Below are 21,632 nucleotides of genomic sequence, written 5' to 3'. Positions count from 1 at the left end.
GGTCCTGCCTAAATCTAGGGCAGGGGTCAAATCGTGGGAGGCGAGGGGCGCGCGCGCACCGGACCAGACCACATCACAAACTACCCAAGGGTCGCGACCTGAGGGTGTGAGAAGAGGAGGCCATCATGGCCAAGAAGGTAGCAGGGCAGCTGAAGCTTCAGGTGCCTGCCGGTAAGGCAAACCCATCCCCACCCGTCGGCCCAGCACTGGGTCAGCGCGGCATTAACATCATGGAATTCTGTAAGGCGTTCAACGCCAAGACGCAGGAAATGGAAGTTGGCGCACCTTGCCCAACCGTGATCACGTATTATGTGGACAAGTCGTTCACAATGCAGATCAAAACGCCTCCTGCTTCTTACTACCTCAAGAAAGCTGCAAAGCTGAAGTCCGGCGCCAAAACCCCTTCGCGTGAAGTGGCTGGTACTGTGACCGCTAAGCAGGTTCGTGAGATCGCAGAAGCGAAAATGGTCGATCTGAACGCCAACGACATCGAAGGCGCCATGAAAATCATCCTGGGCTCCGCCCGGTCGATGGGCATCGAGGTGAAGTAATGGCTAAGCTCGGTAAGCGCATGACGGCTGCGAAAGCCGCATTCGAAGGCAAGCACAACATCTCCATCACGGACGCTGTTAGCCTGATCAAATCCAACGCTAAGGCGAAATTCGACGAGACCGTGGAAATCTCCATGAACCTCGGCGTTGATCCTCGCCACGCGGACCAGATGGTTCGTGGCGTTGTTAGCCTGCCAAACGGCACCGGCAAGACAGTTCGCGTAGCTGTATTTGCACGCGGTCCAAAGGCTGACGAAGCAACTGAAGCTGGCGCGGATATCGTTGGTGCAGAAGATTTGATGGAGCAGGTTCAGGCCGGCAACATCAACTTCGATCGTTGCATCGCGACCCCTGACATGATGCCAATCGTTGGTCGTCTGGGTAAGATCCTCGGCCCGCGCAACCTGATGCCAAACCCACGGGTCGGCACTGTAACGATGGACGTGAAAGCGGCCGTTGAAGCAGCAAAGGGTGGCGAAGTTCAATTCAAAGCTGAAAAAGCTGGTGTTGTTCACGCGGGTATCGGCAAAGCATCCTTTGATGAGGCTGCTCTGGTTGAGAACGTTAAGGCATTCGTAAATGCCGTGAACAAGGCGAAGCCGACAGGCGCGAAGGGCACTTACGTTAAGTCCATCGCGCTGACATCGACAATGGGCCCTGGCGTTAAGGTTGACGTAGCAGGCGCATTGGCCGAGTAAACGGCAAGAGATTCCCCGCCACGCGGCGGGGATGTTCCGGGGCAGGTTCGCCTGCCTCATCCGTCCGAGACGGTGGGTGATCCGAAAGGGTCGTAATTCCTGCCATAGACGGGGGACATGTTAAGGTTCTGCTTTCGGGCAGATCTTGGCGGGACCCCGGACGGGAACCCAAGGGATGGGCATTCGTGCCCATCAATATGAGCCGGCGGGGTTTCCTCGCCAAATATTGGAGCAACACTGTGGATAGAGCCCAAAAAGAATCGGTTGTAGCTGAGCTCAACCAGATTTTCTCGGACTCTGGCGTCGTTGTAGTATCGCACTACGTCGGCCTCTCGGTTGCCGAAATGACTGCGTTCCGTACTTCCGTCCGTGAGGCCGGTGGTGCAGTGCGTGTCGCCAAGAACAGGCTCGCCAAGATCGCCCTGGAAGGGACCCCTGCTGAAAGCATGGGCGACCTTCTGACCGGCATGACCGTAATCGCCTACTCCGAAGACCCTGTGGCAGCTGCCAAAGCGGTTAACGAGTTCGCAAAGTCGAATGACAAACTTCAGGTCATCGGCGGCGCAATGGGCGATAGCGTGCTTGATCCGGCCGGTGTGAAAGCTGTTGCAGCTATGCCGTCGCGCGAGGAGCTTATCGCTTCCATCGCGGCGTGTCTGGGTGCACCTGCCTCGAACATCGCGGGCGCTATCGGCGCACCTGCTTCCAACATTGCGTCGATCCTGTCGACGTTGGAAGAGCGCGAAGCGGCTTAAGTCAAAGGCATACGAGAGGACGGTTTGGAGCGAAAGCACTGACACCGGACTCAACAGAACTGAAAGCATAGGAACAGACAAATGGCTGACCTCAAGAAACTCGCAGAAGAGATCGTGGGCCTGACCCTTCTCGAAGCTGCTGAACTGAAGAACATCCTCAAGGACGAGTACGGCATCGAGCCTGCAGCCGGTGGCGCAGTCATGATGGCTGGCCCTGCTGATGGCGGCGCTGCTGCTGAAGAGCAGACAGAGTTCGACGTGATCCTCAAGTCCGCTGGCGACAAGAAGATCAACGTGATCAAAGAAGTCCGCGCGATCACAGGCCTGGGCCTGAAAGAAGCTAAGGACCTCGTCGAAGCTGGCGGCAAAGCTGTTAAAGAAGCAGTGTCCAAGGACGAAGCTGAAGAGATCAAGGGCAAGCTGGAAGCAGCTGGCGCAGAAGTCGAACTCAAGTAATTTTCTTGAGAAACCTTTGATCTTCAAGGGTTGTAAATCTGAGGCTGGACGCGCATATAGCGTGTCCAGCCTTAACCGCTTCTTCTCTTGTGTCCGTTTTCGGGCATAGCAGAAGGTGCGCTTCATCCGGGTGCAGTGCGTGTGGGAACGCACTGACAGAATGGGATGAACCCCTGATACGGGCTTTCGCCGATGCCGTCGCCCAACGGTCATCGCGCGGGAACAGCACGAGGATACCTCACGCATGGTACAGACGTTTTCCGGTCACAAACGGATCCGCCGTTTCTTTGGAAAAATTCGCGAAGTCGCGAAAATGCCGAATCTTATCGAAGTACAGAAGTCGTCCTACGACCTGTTTCTCGATTCGGGCGATGGCCCAGAGCCGACTGATGGAGAGGGCCTCATGGGTGTTTTCCAGTCGGTCTTCCCGATCAAGGACTTTAACGAGACCTCGATTCTGGAATTCGTGAAATACGAGCTCGAAGCGCCAAAATACGATGTTGAAGAATGTCAGCAGCGCGACATGACATATGCGGCACCGCTGAAGGTGACGTTGCGTCTGATCGTGTTTGAAGTTGATGAGGATACCGGCGCGCGTTCGGTTAAGGACATCAAAGAGCAAGACGTCTATATGGGCGACCTGCCACTGATGACCGAAAACGGTACGTTCGTTGTGAACGGCACGGAGCGGGTCATCGTTTCCCAGATGCACCGTTCGCCGGGCGTGTTCTTTGACCATGATCGCGGCAAGACGCATGCCTCGGGCAAGTTGCTCTTTGCATCGCGGATCATCCCATATCGCGGCTCGTGGCTTGATTTCGAATTCGACGCGAAAGACATCGTTTTCGCGCGTATCGATCGTCGCCGGAAGCTGCCAGTAACAACGCTGCTCTATGCGCTTGGCCTCGACCAAGACGGCATTATGGAAGCGTATTACGATACCGTCACTTACCGGAACGTGAAGAATCAGGGTTGGGCAACCCCGTTCTTCCCCGACCGGATTCGCGGTACAAAGCCGACGCATGACATCATCAATGCTGCTAATGGCGAGGTGATCGCCGAGGCTGGCAAAAAGGTGACTCCACGCACTGTGAAGCAACTGAAGGATAGCGGTGAGGTCGAGGAAATCCTCGTGCCTTACGATGCCATCTTCGGCCGCTCCGTTGCGCGTGACATCGTGAACGCGGCGACCGGCTATATCTATGCCGAAGCGGGCACCGAGATCACCGAGGAAATCCTGTCTGAACTGGCTGAGGCCGGTCACGACGAGATTCCAACTCTGGACATCGATCACGTCAATGTTGGCCCCTATATCCGCAACACCATGGTTGCAGATAAGAACCTGAACCGTGATACGGCGCTGCTGGATATCTACCGCGTTATGCGTCCGGGCGAGCCGCCCACCGTTGAAGCGGCGTCCACAATGTTTGACGCGATGTTCTTCGATTCCGAGCGTTACGACCTGTCCGCAGTTGGCCGCGTGAAGATGAACATGCGCCTGAACCTGGATGCGCCTGATACCATGCGCACCCTGCGCCGCGACGATATCATCGCTGTGGTTAAGGCGCTGGTTGAGCTGCGCGACGGTAAGGGCGATATCGACGATATCGATCACCTTGGTAACCGCCGTGTACGTTCCGTTGGCGAGCTGATGGAAAACCAGTATCGCGTTGGCCTGCTGCGCATGGAGCGTGCAATCAAGGAGCGGATGTCCTCTGTCGAAATCGACACGGTGATGCCGCAGGACCTGATCAACGCAAAACCTGCTGCTGCGGCTGTGCGTGAATTCTTCGGCTCCTCGCAGCTGTCGCAGTTCATGGACCAAACCAACCCACTGTCGGAAGTCACGCACAAGCGTCGTCTGTCCGCGTTGGGACCAGGCGGTTTGACACGTGAGCGTGCCGGCTTTGAGGTGCGCGACGTTCACCCGACGCATTACGGCCGTATGTGCCCGATTGAGACACCCGAGGGACCGAACATTGGTCTGATCAACTCGCTGGCATCCTATGCACGGGTCAACAAGTACGGCTTCATCGAGACGCCATACCGCGTTGTGACTGATGGTAAGGTGACGGACGAAGTTCAGTACATGTCCGCGACCGAGGAAAGCCGCTACACCATCGCGCAGGCAAATGCCCGCATTGATGGCGGCAACATGCTGGCCGATGATCTGGTTTCCACACGTAAAGCGGGCGAGTTCGAGCTGAACCCACCTGAGAACGTAACCCTGATCGACGTTAGCCCAAAGCAGCTGGTATCCGTCGCCGCGTCGCTGATCCCGTTCCTTGAGAACGACGATGCTAACCGCGCGTTGATGGGGTCGAACATGCAACGTCAGGCTGTTCCGCTGGTAAAGGCTGAGGCGCCTTTCGTCGGTACGGGTATCGAGGAAGTTGTTGCGCGCGATTCCGGCGCGTCGATCACTGCGGCACGCGAAGGCGTCGTCGATCAGGTCGATGCAATGCGGATCGTTGTGCGGGCAACCGGTGATCTGCACCCCGGCGATGCCGGCGTGGATATCTACCGTCTGCGCAAGTTCCAGCGTTCCAACCAGAACACCTGTATCAACCAGCGTCCGCTGGTGAAGGTGGGCGATCGTGTCCGTCAGGGCGAGGTTGTGGCTGATGGCCCCTCCACCGATCTGGGTGAATTGGCCTTGGGTAAGAACGTGCTGGTCGCGTTTATGCCTTGGAATGGCTACAACTACGAGGATTCCATCCTGATCTCCGAGCGGATCGTTAAGGATGACGTGTTCACATCCATCCACTTGGAGGAGTTCGAGGTCGCAGCACGCGATACGAAACTCGGCCCTGAGGAAGTGACGCGCGATATCCCGAACGTCGGTGAGGAAGCGCTGCGCAACCTCGACGAGGCCGGTATCGTTTACATCGGTGCTGAGGTTGGACCGGGCGACATTCTGGTTGGTAAGATCACGCCAAAGGGTGAAAGCCCAATGACGCCGGAGGAGAAACTGCTCCGCGCGATCTTTGGTGAGAAAGCATCCGATGTGCGTGACACATCGCTGCGTCTGCCACCGGGTGACTACGGTACGGTTGTCGAGGTTCGCGTATTCAACCGCCACGGTGTGGAGAAGGATGAGCGCGCGCTGCAAATCGAGCGTGAAGAAGTTGAGCGCCTACAGCGCGATAAGGACGATGAGCTCGCCATTCTGGAGCGCAACATCTATTCCCGTCTGCGCGACATGATCACTGGCAAGGTTGCCGTTAAGGGTCCAAAGGGCATCAAGCCCGGTTCGATCATTGACGACAACATGCTGGATGGCACGTTGAGCAAGGGCCTGTGGTGGCAGCTTGCACTTGAGGAAGAAGAGGACGCGAAGGCAGTCGAGGCGCTGCAAGGCCAGTTCGACGCGCAGAAACGTACTCTGGACCGCCGGATCGAAGATAAGATCGACAAGGTTCGCCGCGGCGACGATCTGCCCCCGGGCGTGATGAAGATGGTTAAGGTCTTCATCGCGGTGAAGCGTAAGCTTCAGCCTGGTGATAAAATGGCGGGCCGTCACGGCAACAAGGGTGTTATTTCCCGCGTGGTGCCTGAGGAGGATATGCCATTCCTCGCCGATGGTACGCCGGTTGATTTCGTTCTGAACCCGCTGGGCGTTCCATCGCGGATGAACGTCGGTCAGATCCTTGAAACGCATATGGGCTGGGCCGCACGTGGTCTGGGTGAGAGCATTGCAAACTCGCTGGATGAGTATCGCCGTTCCGGTGATATGACGCCGGTTAAGGACGCAATGAAGATCGCTTATGGTGAGGACATCTATAACGAGGCTACTGCCGACATGACCGACGAGGAATTCCTCGAGGCTGCCGGCAATGTGACCCGTGGTGTTCCAATCGCGACGCCAGTCTTTGATGGTGCGAAAGAGCCCGACGTAAACGATGCGCTGCGTCGTGCGGGTCTGGACGAAAGCGGCCAGTCGGTCGTGTTCGACGGTCGTACCGGTGAGCAGTTCGCCCGTAAGGTGACGGTGGGTGTTAAATACCTGCTGAAACTTCACCACCTTGTGGATGACAAAATCCACGCGCGTTCGACGGGTCCATACTCGCTCGTCACTCAGCAGCCGCTGGGTGGTAAGGCGCAGTTCGGTGGTCAGCGCTTTGGTGAGATGGAGGTCTGGGCACTGGAAGCTTACGGTGCCGCCTACACCTTGCAGGAAATGCTGACGGTGAAGTCGGATGACGTCGCAGGCCGGACAAAGGTCTATGAGGCTATCGTGAAGGGCGAGAATGACTTCGAGGCAGGTGTGCCTGAATCGTTCAACGTTCTCGTCAAGGAAATCCGTTCGCTCGGTCTGAATATCGAGCTGCTGGATTCCGAAGCGGAGTGATCGCAAGGCCGGGGGCGGACCGCCGCCCCCGTCTAGCGGCCCGAGGGTCGCGTTTTGCCAATGACAGATAGGATCACAAGATGAACCAAGAGCTTATCAACAACCCGTTTAGCCCGGTTGCCCCGCTCAAGACTTTCGACGAGATCAAGATATCTCTGGCCTCGCCAGAGCGGATTTTGAGCTGGTCCTTCGGTGAGATAAAAAAGCCCGAGACAATCAACTACCGTACGTTCAAGCCTGAGCGGGACGGTCTGTTCTGCGCGCGCATCTTTGGTCCGATCAAGGATTACGAATGCCTGTGCGGTAAATATAAGCGCATGAAATATCGCGGCGTTACCTGCGAGAAATGCGGCGTAGAAGTCACGCTGCAAAAGGTACGTCGTGAGCGGATGGGCCATATCGAGCTGGCCGCTCCTGTTGCACACATCTGGTTCCTGAAATCGCTGCCAAGCCGCATAGGCCTGATGCTGGACATGACGCTGCGCGATCTGGAGCGTATCCTGTATTTCGAACAGTACGTGGTGATTGAGCCCGGTCTGACCGAATTAACCAAGGGCCAGCTGCTGACCGAGGAAGAGTTCCTCGACGCAGAGGATCTGTACGGTGCTGATGCGTTCCGCTGCGGCATTGGTGCTGAGGCGATCCGCGAAATGCTGGCCGATCTCGACCTCGACGCCGAGGCAGAGCAGCTGCGCGCCGATCTGGCCGAGGCAACTGGTGAGCTGAAGCCCAAGAAGATCATCAAGCGTCTGAAGCTGGTCGAGAACTTCCTCGATTCCGGCAACCGTCCCGAGTGGATGATCCTGACCGTGATCCCCGTGATCCCGCCAGAGCTGCGCCCACTGGTGCCGCTGGATGGTGGTCGTTTCGCGACCTCGGATTTGAACGACCTGTATCGTCGGGTTATCAACCGGAACAACCGTCTGAAGCGCCTGATCGAGCTGCGTGCGCCTGACATCATCATCCGCAACGAGAAGCGGATGTTGCAGGAATCGGTTGATGCGCTGTTCGATAACGGCCGTCGTGGCCGCGTCATCACCGGTGCGAACAAGCGCCCGCTGAAGTCGCTGTCTGATATGCTCAAGGGTAAGCAGGGTCGCTTCCGTCAAAACCTTTTGGGTAAGCGGGTCGACTTCTCGGGTCGTTCGGTGATTGTGACCGGTCCTGAACTGAAACTGCATCAATGTGGTTTGCCCAAGAAGATGGCGTTGGAGCTGTTCAAGCCGTTCATCTATTCGCGTCTGGACGCGAAGGGTCTTTCCTCGACTGTTAAGCAGGCGAAAAAGCTGGTTGAGAAGGAGCGTCCCGAGGTTTGGGATATCCTCGACGAGGTTATTCGCGAACACCCCGTTATGCTGAACCGTGCGCCTACGCTGCACCGTCTTGGCATTCAGGCGTTTGAGCCGGTTCTGATCGAAGGTAAGGCTATCCAGCTGCACCCGCTGGTTTGTTCCGCGTTTAACGCTGACTTTGACGGCGACCAGATGGCTGTTCACGTACCGCTCAGCATGGAGGCGCAGCTTGAGGCGCGCGTCCTGATGATGTCGACGAACAACGTTCTGTCGCCTGCAAACGGTAAGCCAATCATCGTTCCATCGCAGGATATGATCCTCGGTCTCTACTACATCACGCTTGCACGTGATGGGCAGAAGGGTGAGGGCATGACCTTCGGTTCGATGGAGGAAGTGGATCACGCGCTGAACGCCGGCGTTGTGCACCTGCACTCCAAGATCAAGGCACGTATTCCTCAGATCAACGAGGAAGGCGAAACCGTGATGACACGGTTTGAAACCACTCCGGGCCGTCTGCGTCTGGGCGCACTGATGCCGTTGAATGCGAAAGCACCATTCGACATCGTGAACCGCCTTCTGCGTAAGAAGGAAGTCGCCGAGGTCATCGACGTTGTGTACCGCCATTGCGGTCAGAAAGAGTCGGTCATCTTCTGCGATCAGATCATGACACTCGGCTTCACCGAGGCGTTCAAGGCAGGCATCTCGTTCGGTAAGGACGACATGGTTATCCCTGACACCAAGTGGACGATCGTTGAAAACGTGCGCGAGCAGGTTAAGGAATTCGAGCGCCAGTACATGGACGGCCTGATTACTCAGGGCGAGAAGTACAACAAGGTGGTTGATGCTTGGTCGCAATGTTCCGACGTTGTTGCGGATGCGATGATGGCTGAAATTTCTGCGGTGCGTCGTGATGATGCCGGTGCGGAAATGGAGCCGAACTCGGTCTACATGATGTCCCACTCCGGTGCGCGTGGTTCCCCTGCCCAGATGAAGCAGCTGGGTGGTATGCGTGGTCTGATGGCCAAGCCATCGGGTGAGATCATCGAAACGCCGATCGTGTCGAACTTTAAGGAAGGTCTGACCGTGGCGGAGTACTTTAACTCCACCCACGGTGCCCGTAAGGGTCTGGCCGATACCGCGCTTAAAACAGCGAACTCGGGCTATCTGACACGCCGTCTGGTTGACGTTGCGCAGGATTGCATCGTCAAGATTGACGATTGTGGCACGAGCAATTCGATCACCGCATCCGCCGCCATCAAGGATGGTGACGTTGTTGCATCGCTGGCCGAGCGTATTCTGGGCCGTGTTGCGGCTGAGGATGTGCTGGACCCTGCGGATGACAAGCGTGTCATCTGTAAGGAAGGCGAGCTGATTGATGAGCGTATGGCCGACCTGATTGAGGGTTCGGGCGTTCTAACCATGAAGATGCGTTCGCCGCTGACTTGTGAAGCAGATGACGGCATCTGTGCGCAGTGCTACGGTCGTGACCTTGCCCGCGGTACCCGTGTAAACCCTGGTGAGGCTGTCGGCATTATTGCTGCACAGTCGATCGGTGAGCCTGGTACACAGCTGACAATGCGGACATTCCACATTGGCGGCATCGCGCAGGGTGGTTCGCAATCCTATCTTGAGGCAACGCAATCCGGTAAGGTTGAGCTGCGCAACAAGAACGTCATCACCAACTCCTCGGGCGATATCATCGTTCTGGGCCGTAACATGGTTATCGCAATCATGGACGAGCACGGCGCAGTTCGGGCCGAGTACAAGATGGCATATGGTTCGACGCTGTTGATTGCAGAGGGTCAGGAAATTGCACGCGGTGACAAGCTCGCCGAGTGGGACCCCTACACGCTGCCAATCATCGCCGAGAAGGACGGTACTGCGAAATTCGTCGATCTGACGCCGGGTATTTCCGTGCGTGAGGATACGGATGATGCAACCGGTATTTCCCAGCGGATCGTTTCGGATTGGCGCGCGGCTCCAAAGGGCAACGAACTGAAGCCTGCGATCATTCTGGCTGATCCTGAGGGTGAGCCGGTTCGTCTGGATAGCGGCAACCCTGCATCCTACGCGATGTCTGTGGATGCTATTCTGTCGGTCGAAGACGGTCAGGAGATGAAGGCAGGCGACGTGCTGGCACGTATCCCGCGTGAAGGCGCGAAGACGAAGGACATTACCGGTGGTCTGCCGCGTGTTGCTGAACTCTTCGAGGCACGTCGTCCAAAGGATCACGCGATCATCGCGGAGCAGGACGGCTATGTTCGCTTCGGCAAGGATTACAAAAACAAGCGTCGTATTTCGCTTGAGCCTGCCGATGACACGATGGAGGCAGTCGAGTATCTGGTTCCTAAGGGTAAGCACATTCCTGTGGCCGAGGGCGACTTCGTACAGAAGGGTGAGTACATCATGGACGGCAACCCAGCCCCCCATGACATCCTCGCAATTCTGGGGATCGAGGCGCTGGCCGATTACCTCATCAACGAGGTGCAGGACGTGTATCGACTGCAAGGCGTGAAGATCAACGACAAGCACATCGAGGTGATCGTTCGCCAGATGCTGCAAAAGTGGGAGGTCTCCGATTCCGGCGGCACCACGCTGCTCAAGGGTGAGCAGGTCGATAAGATCGAGTTTGACGAAGCCAACGAGAAGGCGATCTCCAAGGGCGGAGCGGCTGCAAAGGGCGCACCGATCCTGCTGGGTATCACCAAGGCATCGCTGCAAACCCGCTCGTTCATCTCGGCTGCATCGTTCCAAGAAACCACGCGTGTGCTCACAGAAGCATCCACGCAGGGTAAGCGGGACAAGCTGATCGGTCTGAAAGAGAACGTGATCGTTGGTCGCCTGATCCCTGCTGGTACCGGTGGTGCCACGCACGACATCAAGCGTGTGGCGCAGGAGCGGGACAGCAAGGTCATCGCGCAGCGGCAAAAGGAGGCGCAGGCCGCCCTTGCCGCAGCGGAGGCCGAAGTTGCGCCAAGCGACGATACAGCCGCCGAGTAATTCCGGCACTACTTTTGGAAAAGCCCCGGCCACCGCGCCGGGGCTTTTTCGTTTCTGGCGATGATGACGACTGCGAGAGCGTGCGGGTTCACCCTTTTTTGTACGCGGCTCAGTGCTTAGGTCTTTTCTGACAGGTTCAGGAGTAAGCCATGCTACGCAACACACTTTCCTCGATCGCCGTTCTTTTGATGCTGACGATTCCCGCATATGCGCAGGAGCAGCATCAAACAGCCCTTGCAGGGGAGGTCCTGCTTCTCAACGGATTTGATACATTGACTGAGGATCAGGCGCGCGCATTGTCCAACGCACCGGAAGGGACCGGCGATAATGATCCCGATCTTGCAACGGCATGGGACCGATTGGGCCCGCGATTCTTTCAGGCCGAAGCCGTCTTTGATGCTGCCGCAGAGCAGTTCGGTGAAATGGCGACTTTGGAGGAGCTGGAATCACTTCGAGGATTCTTCTCCATGGGTCTGGGTCAGCGGATAACGGCATTGGAGGAAGCCAGTCAAATGCCGGATATGGATGGTGTGGATCAGGTTGAGTTAGGCCACGCCGCAATGGCCGAGATCGATCCGGACCGCTTGGAGGCGCTGCAACGCTTGACCTTGGCGTTCGGTACACCCGAAGAAATCGCAGCAACCAGCCTCAATCGTCAGTTTGTATTTCAGCAGGCATTGAATGAAAATCTGGGCCGAGCGATTCCCGAAGCCGATCTGTTGGCAATGATTATCACCCAACAGGACGATATGATTGCCCGATTGCAAATCGAGTCGGTCGCCATAAAGGCGTTCATCTACCAATCACTGTCGGTGGATGAATTGAATGCCTATGCTGCGGTGATCGAGGGCGGAGCCGGTCAAAAGATGTATGAGGCGGTTGAAGCAGCAATGACTGAGGAATTACATAGTCAAATGAGGAACTTCGCTGCCGCATTGGGGGCAGCGGTCAGTGCTGAAAACATATGACGTGGCGCCATTTGCAGTCGATTGTAATGGCTGGTTGACAGGCCCGCGAGTCGGGCGTAGTTTCCGCCCACTTTCATAGGACTAAATAGTCCCGTGAATACGATATAGCCGAAATTGGCGATGCATGATCCGGGCAACTGCCCCGATCCTCTGAAATTCACGCCATTGCGAATTCCAAAGGGATTCGCAGTGGCTCGTGCGTGCCATGAGGCGCGCATCAGGGCGTTGAACGAACGATAGGGCGAGATTAGAATGCCGACGATTCAACAGCTGATCCGCAAGCCGCGGCAGCCTAAAGTCAAGCGCTCGAAGTCGCAGCATCTGGAGGGTTGCCCCCAGAAGCGCGGCGTCTGTACGCGTGTTTATACTACGACTCCGAAGAAGCCGAACTCCGCTATGCGGAAAGTTGCGAAGGTACGCCTGACCAACGGTTTCGAGGTGATCTCTTACATCCCAGGTGAAAGCCACAACCTTCAGGAGCACTCTGTGGTTCTGATCCGTGGCGGCCGGGTAAAAGATCTTCCCGGCGTCCGCTACCACATCCTTCGCGGTGTGCTCGATACGCAGGGCGTCAAAGACCGTCGCCAGCGTCGTTCGAAGTACGGCGCGAAGCGTCCGAAATAAGAAGGAGTTCGCGAGATGTCACGTCGCCATCGCGCCGAGAAACGGGAAGTGCTGCCTGACGCCAAGTATGGCGATAAGGTCCTGACCAAATTCATGAATAACCTGATGTACGACGGCAAGAAATCTGCCGCTGAAAGCATCGTGTATGGCGCGATGACTCGCGTTGAGGACCGGATCAAGCGTGAGCCGATCGAGGTCTTTCACGAGGCGTTGGACAACATCAAACCGGCACTGGAAGTTCGCTCCCGCCGTGTTGGTGGTGCAACCTATCAGGTTCCCGTCGAAGTTCGCCCTGAGCGGCGTGAGGCACTGGCAATTCGCTGGCTGATCAACGCTTCGCGTGCCCGTAACGAGAACACAATGGAAGAGCGCCTCGCAGGCGAGCTGCTCGACGCTGTGAACTCTCGCGGTACCGCTGTGAAGAAACGCGAAGACACGCACAAGATGGCAGAGGCTAACAAAGCCTTCTCCCATTACCGCTGGTAATTCGAGCCTAGAGGACGATCCACATGGCACGCGACTATCCCCTTGAGCGCTACCGTAACTTCGGAATTATGGCGCATATCGATGCAGGTAAAACAACCTGTACCGAGCGGATTCTGTACTACACCGGCAAATCCCACAAAATCGGTGAGGTCCATGATGGGGCCGCAACGATGGACTGGATGGAGCAGGAGCAGGAGCGTGGCATCACGATCACCTCTGCTGCGACCACCACGTTCTGGGAGCGTACGTCGAACGGTGAAGAGGCAGAAACGCCAAAGCATCGCTTCAACATCATCGATACTCCGGGTCACGTTGATTTCACCATCGAGGTAGAGCGTTCGCTCGCCGTTCTCGATGGCGCGGTTTGCGTTCTGGATGCGAACGCTGGTGTTGAGCCCCAGACCGAGACTGTTTGGCGTCAGGCCGACCGGTACAAGGTTCCACGGATTGTGTTCGTCAACAAGATGGACAAAATCGGTGCGGACTTCGACAACTGTGTCGACATGATCCGTAAGCGGACCGGCGCGCGCGCCATGCCAATTCAGATCCCAATCGGGGCTGAAACTGAGCTGGAAGGCATCGTTGATCTGGTTACCATGGAAGAGTGGACCTGGGTTGGTGAAGACCTCGGTGCATCCTGGACCCGTCAGCCTATCCGCGATTCCCTCAAGGATCGTTGTGACGAGCTGCGCGCTGAGATGATGGAACTCGCCGTCGAAATGGACGACGACATCATGGAAGCGTATCTGGAGGGCGAAGAGCCTGATGTCGCGACGCTTCGCAAGCTGATCCGCAAGGGTACGCTGTCGATGTCCTTCGTTCCGGTTCTGGCTGGCTCGGCGTTCAAGAACAAAGGCGTTCAGCCTCTGCTCAACGCTGTTGTTGATTACCTGCCGGGTCCTCTCGACGTTCCTGCTTACATGGGCTTCAAGCCTGGTGATGAGACAGAAACGCGCGATCAGGCACGTCATGCTGATGATAGCGAGCCATTCTCCGGTCTCGCATTCAAAATCATGAACGACCCGTTCATGGGCACCCTGACGTTCACCCGGATCTATTCGGGCATGATCAAAAAAGGTGACAGCTTCCTGAACTCGACCAAGGCTAAGAAAGAGCGCATCGGCCGTATGGTTATGATGCACTCCAACAACCAGGACGAGATCCAAGAAGCGTTTGCAGGCGACATCATTGCGCTGGCAGGCCTGAAGGATACGACCACCGGTGATACGCTTTGCGCGATCAACGCTCCGGTCGTTCTGGAAACGATGACGTTCCCCGATCCAGTGATCGAGATCGCCGTCGAGCCTAAGACGAAAGCAGACCAAGAGAAAATGTCTCAGGGTCTGGCTCGTCTGGCAGCTGAGGATCCTTCCTTCCGCGTCGAAACTGACCTTGAGTCCGGTCAGACGATCATGAAGGGTATGGGCGAACTTCACCTCGACATCCTGGTTGACCGTCTTAAGCGGGAATTCAAGGTTGAGGCGAATATCGGTGCGCCACAGGTTGCCTACCGTGAGACCATCTCGCGCGAAGCTGAAATTGACTACACCCACAAGAAGCAGTCGGGTGGTACAGGTCAGTTCGGCCGCGTGAAAATGGTCATCACACCGACAGAGCCGGGCGAGGGTTATTCCTTCGAGTCCAAAATTGTTGGTGGTGCGGTTCCTAAGGAATACATCCCGGGCGTCGAAAAAGGCATCAAGTCTGTTATGGATAGCGGCCCACTTGCCGGTTTCCCCGTAATCGACTTCAAAGTTGCCCTGATCGATGGCGCCTTCCACGATGTTGACTCCTCGGTTCTCGCATTTGAGATCGCGGCACGGATGGGTATGCGTGAGGGTCTGCGTAAAGCAGGCGCGAAGATGCTTGAGCCGATGATGAAAGTCGAAGTTCTGACACCGGAAGAGTATACCGGTTCGATCATCGGCGATCTGACATCGCGTCGCGGCATGGTGCAGGGGCAGGATACACGCGGCAACGCGATCGTAATCGACGCCTTCGTACCGCTGGCCAACATGTTCGGCTACATCAACAACTTGCGTTCCATGTCTTCGGGCCGCGCGCAGTTCTCGATGCAGTTTGATCACTATGACGCGGTTCCTTCGAACATCTCGGAAGAGATTCAGGCGAAGTTCGCGTAAGGGGCATGGCAATGTTGCGTCGTGTATTCATTTGTGGATTGGCGGTTTTACCGCTTATGGGCTGCGGCCAGCCTGGTTTGACAGAATATGTCACGCCAGCACTGGACGCTCCCACGATCCGCGCCGTCACCTTTTCGGGTGCGACAGTGGATACACGCGCACTGCGTGAGCAGTTTGACACGCCTGACTTCAACTCGGCTACTGTTCGTACGGAAGTACTGGACGCGGCAGAGCGGGAGTTGATCTGGGACATTGGTGGTACTCGTGCCACTCGTGTCGAACTGATCGTAACAGACGTTCGCTTCGACGGTAACGAAGCTGGGCTGTTCGGTCAGGGTGTCGCAGTAATGCGAGGCACGGTGTCCCTCGTGGACGCAACGACGGGGGCGGTGATTGTCGCCCCTACCGAAATTTTCTCGCCCGGGATCGGGTGGGTGGCAGACGGCAACCAGCCCGACATCACTCAGGCCGATCGTGGCACCGAGCTGACTGAATTGGCGGAGCAGTTTGTTGCTCGCGCCCGGCGGGTGCTTTTAGGCGCCTGAACGACGAAACACTTGCAATCCTGAAGGGGACTGAGCATGGCGAAGGCAAAGTTCGAGCGGACGAAACCGCACGTAAATATCGGCACGATTGGTCACGTTGACCACGGCAAGACGACGCTGACAGCTGCGATTACGAAGCAGTTTGGCGACTTCAAGGCGTATGACGAGATTGACGGCGCGCCAGAAGAGAAAGCCCGCGGGATCACGATCTCGACGGCACACGTTGAGTACGAGACGGAAACGCGTCACTACGCGCACGTTGATTGCCCGGGCCACGCAGATTACGTCAAGAACATGATCACCGGTGCTGCGCAGATGGACGGCGCGATCCTGGTTGTGAACGCAGCAGATGGCCCAATGCCACAGACGCGCGAGCACATCCTGCTCGGCCGTCAGGTCGGCATCCCGTACATGGTTGTGTACATGAACAAGGTCGATCAGGTTGACGACGAAGAGCTGCTTGAGCTGGTCGAGATGGAGATCCGCGAGCTGCTGTCCTCCTACGACTACCCTGGCGACGATATCCCGGTGATCCCTGGTTCGGCTCTGGCCGCTCTGGAAGATCGCGACGATGCGATCGGCAAAGACTCCATCGCAAAGCTGATGGCAGCTGTGGATGAGTACATCCCGCAGCCCGAGCGCGCAGTTGACCAGCCGTTCCTGATGCCAATCGAGGACGTATTCTCGATCTCCGGCCGTGGTACAGTTGTAACCGGTCGTGTTGAGCGTGGCGTTATCAACGTTGGCGACAGCATCGAGATCGTGGGTATCCGCGACACCAAGACCACGACTTGCACGGGCGTCGAGATGTTCCGCAAGCTGCTGGATCGCGGTGAGGCAGGCGACAACGTTGGCGTTCTGCTGCGTGGTATCGACCGTGACGGCGTTGAGCGGGGCCAGATCCTGTGTAAGCCAAAGTCGGTCATGCCGCACACGAAGTTCGAGGCAGAAGCATACATCCTGACCAAGGAAGAGGGTGGCCGTCACACGCCATTCTTCGCAAACTACCGCCCACAGTTCTACTTCCGTACAACGGACGTAACTGGCACGGTAATGCTGCCCGAAGGCACCGAGATGGTTATGCCTGGCGACAACCTGAAGTTCGACGTTGAACTGATCCAGCCTATCGCAATGGAAGAGAAGCTGCGCTTCGCTATCCGCGAAGGTGGCCGCACCGTCGGCGCGGGCGTCGTCTCCAAAATCCACGAGTAATACTCTCGTAGACCCGATTTGTGGCCGGGGTTTACCCGGCCACGTTCTTTGAACACGTTGATGAATGAGGCGACCCCAATGAACGGTCAGAACATTCGCATCCGGCTTAAGGCCTTCGATTACCGCGTGCTGGATGCCAGCACGCAGGAAATCGTTTCGACGGCCAAGCGCACGGGCGCAACGGTACGCGGACCTATCCCGCTGCCAAATAAGATTGAGAAGTTTACCGTTCTTCGCGGTCCGCACGTGGACAAGAAGAGCCGTGAGCAGTTCGAGATCCGGACGCATAAGCGGCTTCTCGATATCGTAGATCCGACACCCCAGACGGTGGACGCGCTGATGAAGCTCGACCTCGCCGCTGGTGTGGACGTTGAAATCAAGCTCTGAGGGGGCGAAAATGTTGCGTTCCGGAGTAATAGCAAAAAAACTGGGCATGACCCGGTTGTTCATGGAAGACGGTCGGCAAATTCCTGTCACGGTTCTCCAGATGGACGGATGTCAGGTCGTTGCACAGCGCACCGCAGATCGGGATGGCTACACAGCTGTTCAGCTCGGCGTTGGCGCAGCAAAGGCCAAGAACGTCAGCCAGCCTATGCGTGGTCACTTCGCGGTTGCGAAGGTAGAGCCTAAGCGCAAGCTTGCTGAGTTCCGCGTCAGCGAAGACAACATGATCGGTGTTGGTGAAGAAATCACCGCCGACCATTACTTCGCTGGTCAGTATGTAGATGTTGCCGGTACCTCGATTGGTAAGGGCTTTGCGGGTGCGATGAAGCGTCACAACTTTGGTGGTCTTCGCGCTACTCACGGTGTGTCCGTTTCCCACCGTTCGCATGGTTCGACTGGTCAGTGTCAGGATCCAGGCAAGGTCTTCAAAGGTAAGAAGATGGCTGGTCACATGGGCGCTGTCCGCGTGACGACCCAGAACCTTGAAGTCGTAAAGACTGACAGCACTCGTGGCCTGATTATGGTCAAGGGCGCGGTTCCGGGTTCCAAGGGTGGCTGGGTAACGATCAAGGATGCGGTTAAGAAGCCACTTCCAGAGAACGTTGTTCTGCCTGCTGCGCTGAAATCCGCTGTTGAAGCGGCAGCTGCACCTGCTGAAGAAGGGGGTGAGAACACATGAAACTCGACGTAATCAACCTCGACGCTGGTTCGGAGGGCTCGATTGAGCTCGACGACACCATCTTCGGCTTGGAGCCTCGTGCAGACATTCTGCACCGTATGGTTCGTTGGCAGCGTGCACGTGCCCAGCAGGGTACGCACTCGGTCAAGGGTCGTTCTGAAGTCAGCTACTCGACAAAGAAGATCTATCGTCAAAAGGGTACCGGCGGCGCACGCCACGGTTCCCGTAAGGCGCCTATCTTCCGTAAGGGTGGTGTCTACAAGGGCCCAACCCCGCGTAGCCACGAGCATGACCTGACGAAGAAGTTCCGCAAGCTAGGTCTTCGTCATGCATTGAGCGCCAAGATGACTGCCGGTGAACTGGTCGTTATCGAAAGTGCAAAGATGTCGGAAGCAAAGACAGCCGAGCTGTCCAAGCGTCTGAGCAAGCTGGGCTGGAAGCGTGCACTCATCATTGATGGTGCAGACGTGGACGCGAACTTCGCCCGCGCAGCGCGCAACATTGAAACCCTCGACGTTCTGCCGAGCGTTGGTGCCAACGTGTACGATATCCTGAAAAAGGATACGCTGGTTCTGACTAAGGCAGCCGTTGAAGCACTGGAGGCTCGACTGAAATGAGCGCCAAGGCAGAACTCTACGACGTGATCCGCCGTCCGATCATCACCGAGAAATCCACATTGGCTTCCGAGTCCAATGCAGTGGTTTTCGAAGTGGCAATCGACTCGAACAAGCCTCAGATCAAAGAGGCAGTCGAGGGACTGTTCAACGTCAAGGTGAAGGCGGTTAACACCACTGTCACCAAAGGCAAAGTAAAGCGTTTCCGCGGTCGCCTCGGTACCCGTAAGGACGTGAAAAAGGCTTACGTGACGCTCGAGGAAGGTAATTCCATCGACGTCTCTACCGGCCTCTAAGATCATCTGATCTTTGATGTTTTGAAAAGGCCCCTGCTAATTGGCGGGGGCCTTTTTCGTTGTTAGGCAAGGTTTGGCGTAATGGATTCTAGGCGATCCTTGCTATCTGGTCCGGCAGCCCTTGACCGGACCTGTTCCACCCCCTAAACGAACCCATCGACACAGCCACAGATTCGTCTGGGGCTGTCTCGTTGTTCGCAAGGACATTTTATTTGGGGACCTTTGGGGCCCTGTAAACGGAAGGGGGCTATGTGCCCTCTGCAAGCAAACGGATGACAGCAAGATGGCATTGAAGTCGTATAAGCCGACAACGCCTGGCCAGCGCGGGCTGGTTCTGATCGACCGTTCGGAGCTCTGGAAAGGCCGCCCGGTCAAGTCCCTTACTGAGGGTTTGACCAAGAACGGCGGACGGAACAATACCGGACGGATCACCATGCGCCGCAAAGGCGGCGGGGCGAAGCGTCTCTACCGGATCGTGGATTTCAAACGTCGTAAGTTCGACGTTCCTGCGGCGGTTGAGCGGATCGAGTACGATCCTAACCGGACGGCATTTATCGCCCTCCTGAAATACACCGATGGCGAGCAGGCCTACATCATTGCACCACAGCGTTTGGCTGTTGGCGATATGGTTGTGGCTGGCGAAAAGGTCGACGTGAAACCGGGCAATTCGATGCCCTTCACCGGCATGCCTATCGGTACGATCGTTCACAACATTGAGTTGAAGCCAGGCAAGGGTGGGCAGATTGCTCGCGCGGCCGGTTCCTACGCTCAGTTTGTTGGTCGTGATGGTGGCTACGCACAGCTGCGTCTTTCCTCGGGTGAGCTTCGTCTCGTTCGTCAGGAATGCATGGCAACTGTGGGTGCGGTTTCCAACCCCGACCACTCGAACCAGAACCTGGGTAAAGCAGGCCGCAACCGTCACAAGGGCATCCGTCCTTCGGTACGTGGTGTTGTTATGAACCCAATCGATCACCCGCACGGTGGTGGTGAAGGCCGGACATCGGGTGGTCGCCACCCAGTTACCCCATGGGGTAAGCCGACCAAGGGTGCTCGTACCCGCACCAACAAAACGACTGACAAGTATATCTTGCGGTCGCGCCACCAGCGCAAGAAATAAGGAGGCCTGACACATGGCACGTTCAGTCTGGAAAGGCCCGTTCGTCGATTCCTACGTTCTCAAGAAAGCTGAGAAGTCGCGGGAATCCGGTCGCAATGAGGTCATCAAGATCTGGTCCCGTCGTTCGACGATTCTGCCCCAGTTTGTGGGTCTGACATTCGGCGTTTACAACGGCAAAAAGCACATCCCGGTTAACGTTACTGAGGATATGATTGGCCAGAAATTCGGTGAGTACTCGCCAACGCGGACCTATTACGGTCACGCTGCGGACAAGAAAGCGAAGCGGAAATAATCATGGGACAGTCTAAGAACCCCCGCCGCGCCGCGGATAACGAAGCGATTGCAATCAGCTCCATGCTGCGCACATCGCCTCAGAAGCTCAACCTTGTGGCTCAGATGATCCGCAACAAGCCGGTTGATAAGGCGCTCGTCGATCTGACCTTCTCCAAGAAGCGGATCGCTGCTGACGTTAAGAAATGTCTTCAGTCCGCTATTGCGAACGCTGAAAACAACCACGGTCTGGATGTCGACGAGCTCGTCGTAGCCGAAGCCTATGTTGGCAAGACTATGGTCATGAAGCGCGGTCGCCCACGGGCTCGTGGTCGCTTCGGTAAGATCCTGAAGCCGTTCAGCCAGGTCACGATCCTGGTTCGGCAGGTCGGTGCAGTCGAGGAGCAAGCCTAATGGGAAATAAGATTAACCCAATCGGTCTGCGACTGCAGATCAACCGTACTTGGGACAGCCGTTGGTATGCGGACACGAAGGATTACGGTGGACTTCTGCACGAAGACATCAAAATCCGTGAGTACATCCACAAGCACCAGAACGCTGCTGGCATCAGCCGCGTTATCATTGAGCGTCCGCACCGCAAGTGCCGCGTAACGATCCATGCCGCACGGCCTGGCGTTATCATCGGTAAAAAAGGCGCTGACATCGAGACGCTGCGCAAGCAACTTGCAAAGCTGACCGACAGTGAATTGCACCTGAACATCGTCGAAGTCCGCAAGCCGGAAATCGATGCGCGTCTGGTTGCCGAGAACATCGCTCAGCAGCTTGAGCGTCGTGTTTCGTTCCGTCGTGCGCTGAAGCGTGCTGTTCAGAACGCTATGCGTATGGGTGCTCTGGGTATCCGGATCAACGCTGCTGGCCGTCTGGGCGGTGCTGAGATCGCGCGCACCGAGTGGTATCGTGAGGGTCGTGTGCCTTTGCATACTCTGCGTGCTGACATCGATCACGCACATGTCGAGGGCAAGACTGCCTACGGCATCATCGGCATCAAGGTCTGGATCTTCAAAGGTGAGATCATGGACCACGATCCGTCCGCTCGTGATCGTCGTCACGAAGAACTGCAATCTGGTGGTCGTCCCGGCGGACGCCCCGGCGGTCGCGACCGCTGAGCCGCG

Annotated in this window: 20 protein-coding genes; all 20 read left to right on the top strand. The window is 56.7% G+C overall.

Annotated elements, in window-relative coordinates; translation table 11 throughout:
- The first annotated feature begins 125 nt into the window (after positions 1–125).
- Positions 126–551 carry a 50S ribosomal protein L11 gene (gene rplK / locus CR254_RS12385; RefSeq protein WP_097930454.1) on the top strand — a complete coding sequence of 142 codons (426 nt, stop codon included), beginning with the start codon at positions 126–128 and terminating at the stop codon, positions 549–551.
- Complete coding sequence (gene rplA, locus CR254_RS12380; protein WP_097930453.1) at positions 551–1,249, top strand: 50S ribosomal protein L1; 699 nt, start codon at positions 551–553, stop codon at positions 1,247–1,249. Before rplK ends, rplA begins: the two co-directional genes overlap by 1 nt.
- A 239-nt stretch (positions 1,250–1,488) precedes the next feature.
- The gene (rplJ, locus tag CR254_RS12375) at positions 1,489–2,004 is read left to right on the top strand and encodes a 50S ribosomal protein L10 (protein WP_097930802.1); all 516 of its coding nucleotides are present in this window, start codon (positions 1,489–1,491) and stop codon (positions 2,002–2,004) included.
- Between the two features lie 81 nt (positions 2,005–2,085).
- Positions 2,086–2,460, top strand: coding sequence for a 50S ribosomal protein L7/L12 (gene rplL, locus CR254_RS12370; RefSeq protein WP_097930451.1), 375 nt, complete (start codon positions 2,086–2,088; stop codon positions 2,458–2,460).
- A gap of 244 nt (positions 2,461–2,704) precedes the next feature.
- Entirely contained in the window at positions 2,705–6,811 is a 4,107-nt protein-coding gene (rpoB, locus tag CR254_RS12365; RefSeq protein ID WP_097930449.1) for a DNA-directed RNA polymerase subunit beta, read from the top strand.
- An 80-nt stretch (positions 6,812–6,891) separates the two neighbouring features.
- Entirely contained in the window at positions 6,892–11,103 is a 4,212-nt protein-coding gene (gene rpoC, locus CR254_RS12360; protein WP_097930447.1) for a DNA-directed RNA polymerase subunit beta', read from the top strand.
- A gap of 149 nt (positions 11,104–11,252) precedes the next feature.
- Positions 11,253–12,071 (top strand): hypothetical protein, encoded by an 819-nt coding sequence (locus tag CR254_RS12355; RefSeq protein ID WP_097930445.1) that lies wholly within the window; start codon positions 11,253–11,255, stop codon positions 12,069–12,071.
- Positions 12,072–12,323: 252 nt separating this feature from the next.
- On the top strand, positions 12,324–12,695 hold the full coding sequence (gene rpsL, locus CR254_RS12350; RefSeq protein ID WP_055085582.1) for a 30S ribosomal protein S12: 372 nt from the start codon (positions 12,324–12,326) through the stop codon (positions 12,693–12,695).
- Positions 12,696–12,710: 15 nt separating this feature from the next.
- A complete protein-coding gene (gene rpsG, locus CR254_RS12345) occupies positions 12,711–13,181 on the top strand; it encodes a 30S ribosomal protein S7 (protein ID WP_097930443.1) in 471 nt (156 codons plus the stop codon).
- Positions 13,182–13,204: 23 nt separating this feature from the next.
- On the top strand, positions 13,205–15,322 hold the full coding sequence (gene fusA / locus CR254_RS12340) for an elongation factor G (RefSeq protein WP_097930441.1): 2,118 nt from the start codon (positions 13,205–13,207) through the stop codon (positions 15,320–15,322).
- Between the two features lie 11 nt (positions 15,323–15,333).
- A complete protein-coding gene (locus CR254_RS12335; protein ID WP_097930439.1) occupies positions 15,334–15,867 on the top strand; it encodes a hypothetical protein in 534 nt (177 codons plus the stop codon).
- A 36-nt stretch (positions 15,868–15,903) separates the two neighbouring features.
- Positions 15,904–17,079, top strand: a complete 1,176-nt coding sequence (gene tuf / locus CR254_RS12330) for an elongation factor Tu (protein WP_097930437.1) — start codon at positions 15,904–15,906, stop codon at positions 17,077–17,079.
- Between the two features lie 78 nt (positions 17,080–17,157).
- Positions 17,158–17,466, top strand: a complete 309-nt coding sequence (gene rpsJ / locus CR254_RS12325) for a 30S ribosomal protein S10 (RefSeq protein ID WP_097930436.1) — start codon at positions 17,158–17,160, stop codon at positions 17,464–17,466.
- 10 nt (positions 17,467–17,476) lie between these two features.
- Positions 17,477–18,202: a 50S ribosomal protein L3 gene (gene rplC, locus CR254_RS12320; protein WP_097930434.1), complete on the top strand. Its 726-nt coding sequence runs from the start codon at positions 17,477–17,479 to the stop codon at positions 18,200–18,202.
- On the top strand, positions 18,199–18,819 hold the full coding sequence (gene rplD, locus CR254_RS12315; protein WP_097930432.1) for a 50S ribosomal protein L4: 621 nt from the start codon (positions 18,199–18,201) through the stop codon (positions 18,817–18,819). The genes rplC and rplD overlap by 4 nt, the downstream gene beginning before the upstream one ends.
- A complete protein-coding gene (locus tag CR254_RS12310) occupies positions 18,816–19,112 on the top strand; it encodes a 50S ribosomal protein L23 (protein WP_097930430.1) in 297 nt (98 codons plus the stop codon). The genes rplD and CR254_RS12310 overlap by 4 nt, the downstream gene beginning before the upstream one ends.
- A 283-nt stretch (positions 19,113–19,395) precedes the next feature.
- Positions 19,396–20,229, top strand: coding sequence for a 50S ribosomal protein L2 (gene rplB / locus CR254_RS12305; protein WP_097930428.1), 834 nt, complete (start codon positions 19,396–19,398; stop codon positions 20,227–20,229).
- 13 nt (positions 20,230–20,242) lie between these two features.
- Entirely contained in the window at positions 20,243–20,521 is a 279-nt protein-coding gene (gene rpsS / locus CR254_RS12300; RefSeq protein WP_097930426.1) for a 30S ribosomal protein S19, read from the top strand.
- A 2-nt stretch (positions 20,522–20,523) separates the two neighbouring features.
- Entirely contained in the window at positions 20,524–20,913 is a 390-nt protein-coding gene (gene rplV / locus CR254_RS12295; protein WP_097930424.1) for a 50S ribosomal protein L22, read from the top strand.
- Complete coding sequence (rpsC, locus tag CR254_RS12290; RefSeq protein ID WP_097930422.1) at positions 20,913–21,626, top strand: 30S ribosomal protein S3; 714 nt, start codon at positions 20,913–20,915, stop codon at positions 21,624–21,626. Before rplV ends, rpsC begins: the two co-directional genes overlap by 1 nt.
- Positions 21,627–21,632: the final 6 nt, after the last annotated feature.

Source organism: Pontivivens marinum (genome assembly GCF_900231835.1).
Taxonomy (GTDB): Bacteria; Pseudomonadota; Alphaproteobacteria; order Rhodobacterales; family Rhodobacteraceae; genus Pontivivens; species Pontivivens marinum.
Note: the sequence above shows the minus strand (reverse complement) of the source record. Positions and strands in the feature narration are given on the sequence as shown.